The sequence below is a fragment of the Serratia sp. (in: enterobacteria) genome (assembly GCF_046715635.1).
Classification (GTDB): Bacteria; Pseudomonadota; Gammaproteobacteria; order Enterobacterales; family Enterobacteriaceae; genus Chania.
Map to the genome: position 1 here is coordinate 18,206 of NZ_JBKJYW010000273.1, position 9,169 is coordinate 27,374.

8 protein-coding genes and 1 pseudogene are annotated in these 9,169 nt (G+C 50.9%); 6 read left to right on the forward strand and 3 right to left on the reverse strand.

From position 1 onward, the window contains the following. Nucleotides 1–201 precede the first annotated feature (201 nt). From ACLQ7H_RS13440 to ACLQ7H_RS13460, 5 genes and pseudogenes are all read left to right on the forward strand, one after another. Nucleotides 202–3,363 carry an RHS repeat-associated core domain-containing protein gene (locus ACLQ7H_RS13440; protein WP_411753106.1) on the forward strand — a complete coding sequence of 1,054 codons (3,162 nt, stop codon included), beginning with the start codon at nucleotides 202–204 and terminating at the stop codon, nucleotides 3,361–3,363. Then, nucleotides 3,360–3,761, forward strand: coding sequence for a DUF6896 domain-containing protein (locus tag ACLQ7H_RS13445; protein ID WP_411753107.1), 402 nt, complete (start codon nucleotides 3,360–3,362; stop codon nucleotides 3,759–3,761). Before ACLQ7H_RS13440 ends, ACLQ7H_RS13445 begins: the two co-directional genes overlap by 4 nt. A 126-nt stretch (nucleotides 3,762–3,887) precedes the next feature. After that, nucleotides 3,888–3,983, forward strand: a pseudogene (locus tag ACLQ7H_RS13450) (hypothetical protein); the annotation flags it as partial. A gap of 127 nt (nucleotides 3,984–4,110) precedes the next feature. Beyond that, nucleotides 4,111–4,368: a hypothetical protein gene (locus ACLQ7H_RS13455; RefSeq protein ID WP_411753108.1), complete on the forward strand. Its 258-nt coding sequence runs from the start codon at nucleotides 4,111–4,113 to the stop codon at nucleotides 4,366–4,368. Nucleotides 4,369–4,722: 354 nt separating this feature from the next. Next, nucleotides 4,723–5,112, forward strand: a complete 390-nt coding sequence (locus ACLQ7H_RS13460) for a hypothetical protein (RefSeq protein ID WP_411753109.1) — start codon at nucleotides 4,723–4,725, stop codon at nucleotides 5,110–5,112. Nucleotides 5,113–5,237: 125 nt separating this feature from the next. Here the strand turns inward: ACLQ7H_RS13460 and degS are convergent, their stop codons facing one another. The 3 genes from degS to zapG form a co-directional block, all read right to left on the reverse strand. Beyond that, complete coding sequence (degS, locus tag ACLQ7H_RS13465) at nucleotides 5,238–6,296, reverse strand: outer membrane-stress sensor serine endopeptidase DegS (protein WP_411753110.1); 1,059 nt, start codon at nucleotides 6,294–6,296, stop codon at nucleotides 5,238–5,240. An 89-nt stretch (nucleotides 6,297–6,385) separates the two neighbouring features. Beyond that, complete coding sequence (gene degQ, locus ACLQ7H_RS13470; protein ID WP_411753111.1) at nucleotides 6,386–7,759, reverse strand: serine endoprotease DegQ; 1,374 nt, start codon at nucleotides 7,757–7,759, stop codon at nucleotides 6,386–6,388. A 200-nt stretch (nucleotides 7,760–7,959) separates the two neighbouring features. Continuing rightward, the gene (gene zapG / locus ACLQ7H_RS13475) at nucleotides 7,960–8,358 is read right to left on the reverse strand and encodes a Z-ring associated protein ZapG (RefSeq protein WP_071682627.1); all 399 of its coding nucleotides are present in this window, start codon (nucleotides 8,356–8,358) and stop codon (nucleotides 7,960–7,962) included. Between the two features lie 230 nt (nucleotides 8,359–8,588). On the opposite strand from zapG, the gene zapE reads away from it, so the two are divergent. Continuing rightward, nucleotides 8,589–9,169, forward strand: a 581-nt coding sequence (gene zapE / locus ACLQ7H_RS13480) for a cell division protein ZapE (protein ID WP_411753112.1), incomplete at its 3' end; no start/stop codon positions are given.

Genomic DNA, 9,169 nt, shown 5'->3' on the forward strand with positions numbered 1-9,169 from the left:
TTTTAAAGGCTATTGAACTCCTACTAAAAAAGTCCAAAGAAAAACGCAAAAAACGCTAATTTTTTGCATTTTCGAATATCAGTCCAGAATCGATGTATTCCGCGTAACTTCCTGCCACACAAGAATTTTTCTCGAATTTCCCGTTGACCTCGACAGTCCAGAAACGATCACCTCCCCACAAGTTACGATAACCAAGGGCGGTTGGCCGCTCTGGGGCACGACGAGGCCCGCCTCTGTTTTAACTACGACGACCCCACTTACCCGCAAGGGATCGGTCAGATATTGCTACAAGCCCGTAATCCAGCCAGCACCAGCGCAGAGACGCACTGGCAGCCCGGTACGGTGGTGGCGCACTACCGTTACAACGAACACCAGCAACTGATTAGCGCCACCAATGCCGCGGGCGACACCGAGCAGTACAGCTACCGCGAAGATCATGTGATCCTCTGCCGTACCCTGGCAGGCGGTGCTGAATTCCATTGGGAGTGGCAAGGCGAAGGAAAAACGGCACGTTGTACCCGCCAGTACGGCAACTTTGGCCAACTGGATATTCGCTATCACTGGGACACCGCCAACCGTCGTGTCACCGTCACGCAAAAGGATGGCAGCCAACAGCGCTACCAGCATTCCCCGCAGGCCTTATTGCTGTCCGAAAGAGGGGCCGACGGCGCAGAAACCCATTATGAGTACAATGAGGACGGTGCCTGCACACGTGCCACCGATGCGCTGGGGTATCACACAGATTCTCTCTATGATGATGATGGCACCCTGAGCACGGTCATCACGCCGGATGGTCAGATCACCACTTACCAATGGCTATTTAATAAGCTGATTGCTCGCACCCAGGGAGTCGGGGAGAACGCACAGAAATGGCATTACACTTATGACATTAATGGCGCATTAAAAAGCGAAACCGATCCGGCGGGCACCACTACCCATTACAGCTACACGCCTCGTGGCCAGGTCAGCCAGATCCGTTTCCCTGATGGCAGTGAACAGCACCTGCAATGGGATACATTGGGCCGCCTGCTCAGTGATTCCTCGCCGCAGGGAAGCCGCCAGTTGCGCTACCAGGGGCTACAGACTCAGCCCAGTGAAGTGGAAGAGAATGATCAGATCACCCGCTACCAATGGGATGAACTGGACCGGCTGATAAAGATCACCCATCCGGATGGCAGCACCCGGCAATATCAGTACAATACCTATGGTAAAGTGACGCAACTCACCGATGAGGTCGGGCGCGTCACAGAATATCACTATGCAGCCCCCCTGCATCTGCTGACCGAGAAACGTCTGCCGGACGGCGGTAGCCTGCGTTATCGTTACGATAACGTTCATCTGCAAGTCAGCGATATAGAGAACCAGTTGGGCGAGAAGTACCGCCTTGGCTACACCGGCAGTGGCCTGCTGAGTGAAGAGATTGGCTTCGATAACGTCAAGACCACCTATCACTATGATGCCTGCGGTCGCCTGAGTGAAAAGCGCGAATACGGCAACGACCACCAAAGCCCGCCATTCATAACGCAATACCAGCGCGACCCGTTGGGCCGTCTGACGCGTAAAATCCTGCCCGATGGCAAAGAGGAAGAATACCGTTACGACGAGGCGGGCCGCCTGAGTGAGGTATTGGACGGTGAAAACCCGCTAGCCTGGCAATATGACGCCGCCGGCCGCCTGGAAGCGGAACATCAGTCCTGGGCGACAATGCGTTACCGTTACGATGAAGACACGGGACGTCTGAACGGCATCAAACAGCCCAACGGGCAGTGGCAGGAATTCCATTACCAACACGGCAAACTGCAGGCCTCCAGCCTGGAAGGCCAGCCGCTGACGGCCTACGGTTACGACCATCATCAGCGTCTGCAACAACTGCGGCAAGGTAACCGGCTGGTCAATAGCTTCCAGTATGATCACCGGGGTCGGCTGAGCCAACACAGTCTGCTCGAACCCGGAACCATGCCGGGAGACGATCGGCTGCACTGGCAACAGCAGTATGCCTATCAGGCCGATGGAGAACTGGCCAGCATTGAGGGTAACGATGCGCGGCAGTATCACTACAATGCCACCGGGGCGCTAACCTCGGTCAGCTACCTGAACCCGCAGTCAATCATTCCCCCTGCACGGCAGCCGGTCCATCGATTGCCGCAGTTTCAGCCAGCAACCGCAGCGAAGGAACAACACCACGCCAACCCGAATGAGAGTTTCCGTTGGGATCGCCGGGGCAACCCGGTCAGCGATATCCAGCAGCACAGCGCACCGGGCAACCGACTGGCGTTTTATGCCGATCGTCATTTTGAGTATGACCGTTTTGGTAACCTGATTGCCGAACGACGCGGCAAAGACCACAAATTGGTCACACGCTATGAATACGATTGCCGCCATCGCCTGATCCGCCTGGAAACCCCGGACGGCAGCGTGAGCACCTACAGTTATGATGCCTTTAACCGTCGCCTGAGCAAAACCGTTAACGGCAAGCTGCTGGAGTTTGTCTGGCGTGGCAATCAACTGGTGGCAGAAACCGATGGCAAGGGCTATTGGCAGAGTTACCTGTATGAGCCGGGCAGCTATCGCCCGATGGCGCTGGTGGTGGGAGAACCTTCACGGGATCCGCAGGACAAACCCCCGGCAATCTACTGGTATCAGAACGACCATCTGGGCACTCCGCACGAGTTGACCGACAGGAACGGTAACTCGATATGGAAAGGCCGTTTCAGTGCCTTTGGGCAGATGCGGGAAGAGTGGCTGGCAGAGGATGCCCTTGCGTTTAACCAACCGCTGCGGTTCCAGGGGCAGTATGCGGATAAGGAAAGCGGGCTTTATTATAACCTGAACCGGTACTATGATCCGGGAGTTGGGCGGTATCTGACGGCGGATCCGATCAAAATGGCTGGTGGACTAAACACTTATAGCTATGTGGTTGGGAACCCGGTTAGCCGGGTTGATCCGCTGGGGCTGAAAGCAATGCCGGGGTCGGAAGCCCATCAAATCGGGGATCAAACTCCTGAACCAAAAATACATTCACCAAGTGATTCAAATGTTAAGCTTCCCGGAACAGTTGAAGTTAAGGATGTTGATCCTAAGATCTTACTAAGCCAACAGAATTCAACTGAAATGGTAGGCTCACAAATAAAAAAACTAAAGAAAAAGATGAAAGAAAACGGCTATCAATATGATCCTGATGGTTCTGGACCTGTTTCTGTTAGTACTTACAATGGGAAGTATATTATAGAAGATGGTCATCATAGGGTTGAAGCTGCCAAGAGTCTTAAACTTGATAAAATAAAGGTTCGCTTGGCTCATGTAGATAAAGATGAATTCGATGAATTATTATTAAAAGTTGCCGAGGCGAGGTCATTGCGATGAGAACAAACGTTATAAAATATGATGACATCTTTTGTTTTCAAAAGTTGCAAGCAGAGCTATTGAATGCTTTTTTTGAAAAGTATAACGATGTTAATGACTTTGAGAAACTAATGGACTTCCCTAGAAGAGGAGATATTTCTTTGAGCGACGGTAGCCATTGGTTATTTACAAAACATGGTTTTGGAATTAGATTTAAAAGAGTTAGCCCTAAGCCAAACACTTGTGTTGACGTGCATACACATGTAAAAAAACACAATTTGATTACATTATGGCGGTTATCTAGCTACTTCTCATCTTTAGGTAATGAAGTGTCAGATGAAGACATTGAATCCCTTGTAAAAGATATGGAATTACAGGGAATAATAAATAAAATATCTGGTGGCTATATTCTAAATTAGACACAGAGTAAAGGCCGAAGATATTACTGTATCTCCGGCCTTATTTACACTATTTAAGTGCTTGGGAAATTATAAGAATACTGGATGTGATTTAGTCGACAATGGAAAACCTTGAGTCTTCTCTCCAAGGTATTCAACGCAGGGCTAAAGAGAAAGATGAAAAGAGCGGCGATGGGCAGGGAATGCATGGCGTCTTTCCTTGCGGAATACGGGGGTTCGTAATATTTCTCTAGGGGGAGCATGGAACTCCTCAGTATCATACCAACCCATATCAGCTTACTTTTAGATATGTAGGAGATAAATGGATGCGATTGGAACCAATAAAATATCCAGGGATTGGGAGTAAGTAATGGACTATCTATTTATACTGATTTTAAATAAGAGTTATTTTAATCACATTATTGGCATGAAAGAAGTCTTTGCCGAATGGGGCGGGGATATCTTCAGCCGTGAACCCAAAGAGTATATATGGTGCGAAAGTATCTTTCTTAAGGAGGGATTACTTCCTTTATATATAAAAAATATATCACCGATCTCATTTAATGATGAGGATTACATTTCTCTTTATTGGGGGGGATGGAATTCACTGCAAAGATGGGTTGGTTAAGTTAGAAGCTTTAATATCAGAGAGCCTTTTCAAATTCGAAGACTGGGCTGTTATTTTTGACATACCAGATGAGGCGATCGCTTTTTATGAAGTCTCTAAGGAAAGTGAATTGTCATCTATTTTTGATACATATATAAAAAGAAGCTCAACGGAAGAAGAGGACATATCTGGGTTTATGGTATATAAGAGTTGATTTATATCATAAACCAAGCAAGAGAAGATAGGCTCATTCTTAATGGGGTAACGATTGAGCCTATCTAGATATCTTTGTTAAAAGTTATGATATGGCGTTTGACTGAAAAATTGAAGAGCAATCGAGTTATTTTACGCATACAAAGAAATTGAGTGAGGAAGATGAACGAAAAATTAGCTATCCCGGCTAAGGTTTGGAATGGCATTGAGTTTAGTAACTATATTGAAATAGCACAGGAAGTTTCGTCTGATTCAAGTAGTATGAGGCGCTGGATTGCTCTGTATGCAATGTTTAATATTTCAGACGAAATAAAAAATAGTATAAATACCTATGAGTTTTTGAAGAATGCCAAAGACTTCAAATATTGCATAGTTGATTTTGAAATGTCCAAGAAACTGATTGATTTCAATGATGGTATAGATACCCGCGATACGGTTAACTTTAAATCGTTAACTGCAAATACTGAGGATCAGTTGGCTCTACTCTTTGAAAAAGAAGAAATAAATCCAGCGCTATTCGTTCCGCCTTGGCGTTGTGACTATCCACTTTAGTTTGTTCGTTTAAACAACTCCATGAGGGCAAGCACGCGACATCAGAGGATATTCATCTGTTGCGCCATTAGATGCAGCCGTTAAGAAAGTAATAAACCACCGTCTTACTACGGATAATCCTGCTGTTAGTTATTATCCTCTGGGAATTCACCCACCGCCATATGCAGCGTAATGCGTTGCCCATCGCGTAGCACCACCACCGGGATCTCCGTCCCTGGGCGGATCTCCGCCACCTGATCCATCGTCTCCAATACCGACACCGCCGGTTTGTTATCGACGTTAATGATGATGTCATTAATATGGAACGCCGCATTGGCGGCCGGGCCGTTAGGGGTAATTTCGGTCACGATGATCCCCTGCAGGCGATCGATGCCGGTCGCTGAGGTGCGCACCGGGATAATCTCTTTGCCCTGAATACCAAAGTAGCCGCGGATCACCCGGCCATCACGGATCAGCTTATCCATGATCTTGGTTGCCAGTTCTACCGGGATGGCAAAGCCTAACCCCTCTGGCGTTTCGCCATCGGTGATCTTGTCGTAGGTCAGCGTATTGATGCCCATCAACTCACCTAGGGAGTTAACCAGCGCACCGCCGGAGTTACCCCGGTTGATCGAGGCATCGGTTTGCAGGAAGGTTTGCCGCCCGGTGGTGCTCAGGCTGATACGCCCGGTGGCGCTGATAATGCCCTGGGTAACGGTTTGCCCAAGGTTGTACGGGTTACCGATCGCCAGCGCCACATCACCGATGCGGGCGGGGCGTGCGGTATTGATTGGGATCACCGGTAAATTGCCCGGATCGATTTTCAGTACGGCCAGGTCGGTCAGGCTATCGGAGCCGACCAATAACGCCTCATAGCGGCGGCCATCTTGCAGTACGGCAGTGATCTGCTGGGCGTCTTTAATGACGTGGCGGTTGGTAATGATGTAGCCGCGATCGTTCATGATCACACCGGAACCCAGAGAGAGCAAGTTGGTCGCGCCGCTGATGTTGCGATTATAGATGTTGACGACGGCGGGAGCAGCTCGGCGTACGCCGGTATTAAAGCTGGCCGGTGTTTGATCGCTGGTATTCTCAGATTTGCTGGCGAATATGTTATTGGCGGAACGCAATACGGGCAGGGCGGCCAGCAGTATACCGGCAACGACCAAACCAATAACAATAGAACGCAAGAGCTTAGCAAACATAGAGTTTTAGTTAGTGTTGGGGAAGATGGAAGGAGGATAGCACGAGTTAACCGGGCGCAGTATGCTAGCGCGCCCGGTTTCGCAACAAATTAACGCAGTAACAGATAAATGTTTTCGTCGCCACGTACGATGTTCAGCGCCATTACTGCCGGTTTAGCTTCAAGCAGTTTACGCAGTGCATTGATGTTTTCAACGCGCTGACGGTTAACGCCGATAATCACGTCCCCTTTCTGCAGGCCAAACTGCGCCGCCGGGGTGCCTTTATCCACCTTGTCGATCTTCACGCCTTTATCACCGTTTGGCAGCGCACCGTTGGTGAGTGCGGCACCTTGCAGCGCAGGCGACAGCGTTTCGGCGTTGGTTGATACGCTTTCGCTGTTATCCAGGGTGACGGCAACGTCCATGGGTTTACCTTCACGCAGCAGGCCTATTTTAACGGTAGTGCCCGGTGCGGTGGTGCCCACTTTGGCACGCAGCTCGGCAAAACTGCTGATCGGCTTGCCATCCAGAGAGACCAGGATATCACCGGCTTTGATCCCGGCTTTGGCTGCGGCGGATTTTGGCATTACTTCACTGATAAAGGCTCCGCGTTGGGCATCCGTATTGAATGCTTTCGCCATATCGGCGGTCATTTCACTGCCTTTGATGCCCAGCAGGCCGCGCTTCACTTCGCCAAACTCAATCAGCTGCTTGCTCAGGCTCTGCGCCATATTGCTTGGAATGGCGAAGCCGATACCGATGTTGCCGCCGCCCGGAGCCAGGATCGCGGTGTTGATACCGATCAGCTCACCGTTCAGGTTCACCAGCGCGCCGCCGGAGTTACCACGGTTGATGGAGGCATCGGTCTGGATGAAGTTTTCCAGCCCTTCCAAGCTCAGGCCGCTGCGCCCCAGTGCGGAGATGATGCCGGAAGTTGCCGTCTGGCCAAGGCCGAACGGGTTACCGACGGCTACGGCAAAGTCACCCACGCGCAGCTTGTCTGAATCCGCCATTTTTACTGCCGTCAGATTTTTAACATCGCTGACCTGCAGCAGGGCAATGTCAGACTGTTCGTCGCGGCCAATCAGCTTGGCGTCATATTCGCGGCCATCATTGAGCTGCACGCTGATCTTGTCGGCGTTGTTGATGACGTGGTTGTTGGTGAGGATGTAACCCTTCGCCGCGTCGATAATCACACCGGAACCCAGCCCTTCAAACGGGCGAGTGCTTTCTTTCGGCACAGGCATGTTCGGGCCAAAGAAGAATTTAAACTGCTCTGGCAGCTGTGGCTGGCGCTGTACCTGAGTGCCTTCTACACGCACGCTAACTACGGCGGGTAGCACTTTTTCCAGCATTGGCGCCAGACTTGGCAGCGACTCACCTGCAACGGCGGCAGGCATGGCCGCGTTGGCTGCCGGGACGGAGGCAAATGCCAGGCTAATGCTCATTGCTAATGCACTAAGAAATAAAGATCTTTTCTTCATTGGTTATAGCTCTCTCAAAATCTGCCGGTGAAATTTTTGACGATACTGCCATGGCAATATCATTTGTGATGTCTAGGACAATGAATTTACGCGAAAAGTTCACTTAATCGTCAAGAGTAAGCATAGTGTAGGGCGGGGAATTGGGACGAACAAAGTGAACAACCCGTGGGATCACCCCACGGGTCAGTATAACGGGGGAATTAATTGCCGCGTGGTGCGCCGCGCAGCAGGCCAGATGCCCCTTCGGAGTAGTCACGAGGCATCTCCACCGGAGCCTGATCGTTATCCGCTTCTGATTCGGACAGACGGTAGCGGAACGGGTTGTCCTGCATCGGCAGATCCGGCAGCAGGTTATTGGAGCTTTTCGCCATATGTTGATACAGCTGGCGATAGTCGCGCGCCATGTTATCCAGCAGTTCGGCACTGCGGGCAAAATGGCCAACCAACTCCTGACGGTACTCTTCAAGCTCGGTTTTGCTTTTATCCAGTTCGTTTTGCAGCACCTGCTGCTGACGCAATTTACTGTTACCAAAACGCATCGCTACCGCACCGATCACGATACCGACCACCAAACCAATCAGCGCATACTCCCAGGTCATGATGACTCCTATTTTGACTTCGTTGTTCCGCAGGGATTTTTCACTTAATAATATCCACTATAACCGTTAACCTTGTCCGAGTGGAATCCTGATAAGCCAATACTAGCCATTTAGCGGGGTTTTCTTGGGGCACGACGCCGGTAAATGTGGCGATCAGGGTGCGAAGCGGCCGTCATCCGCCGCGAAAATTGGATAAATAAATTCTCAGCGTTGTTAGGGATTGCGAATACATGCAGGCACAGTCACCGTTATCACGCTACCAGCAGGCGCTGGATGCGGGGGAATATCAGGCCGATGCGGTTCAGCGCCAGGCCGTTACGCAGTTGGATCAGATCTATCAGGCGTTGCAGCAGCTACCGGCTCCCGCCGCCGCTAACGCTGGCAAGCGCCGTAACCTGCTTAGCCGCTGGTTAGGCAAGAGTGAGGAAACCACCACACAGCGGCCGGTGCAGGGGCTGTATATGTGGGGCGGCGTTGGCCGGGGGAAAACCTGGCTGATGGACCTGTTTTTCCACAGCCTGCCCGGCGATCGCAAACTGCGGCTGCACTTTCACCGCTTTATGCTGCGGGTGCATGAAGAACTGACGGAACTGCAAGGGCAGGAAAACCCGCTGGAGATCGTCGCCGACGGCTTCAAGGCGCAAACGGACGTGCTGTGTTTTGACGAGTTCTTTGTCTCCGACATCACCGACGCCATGCTGCTGGCAACGCTGTTGCAGGCGCTGTTCGCTCGCGGTATTACGCTGGTGGCTACCTCTAACATTATTCCGGACAACCTGTATCGCAACGGGCTGCAACGCGCACGTTTCCT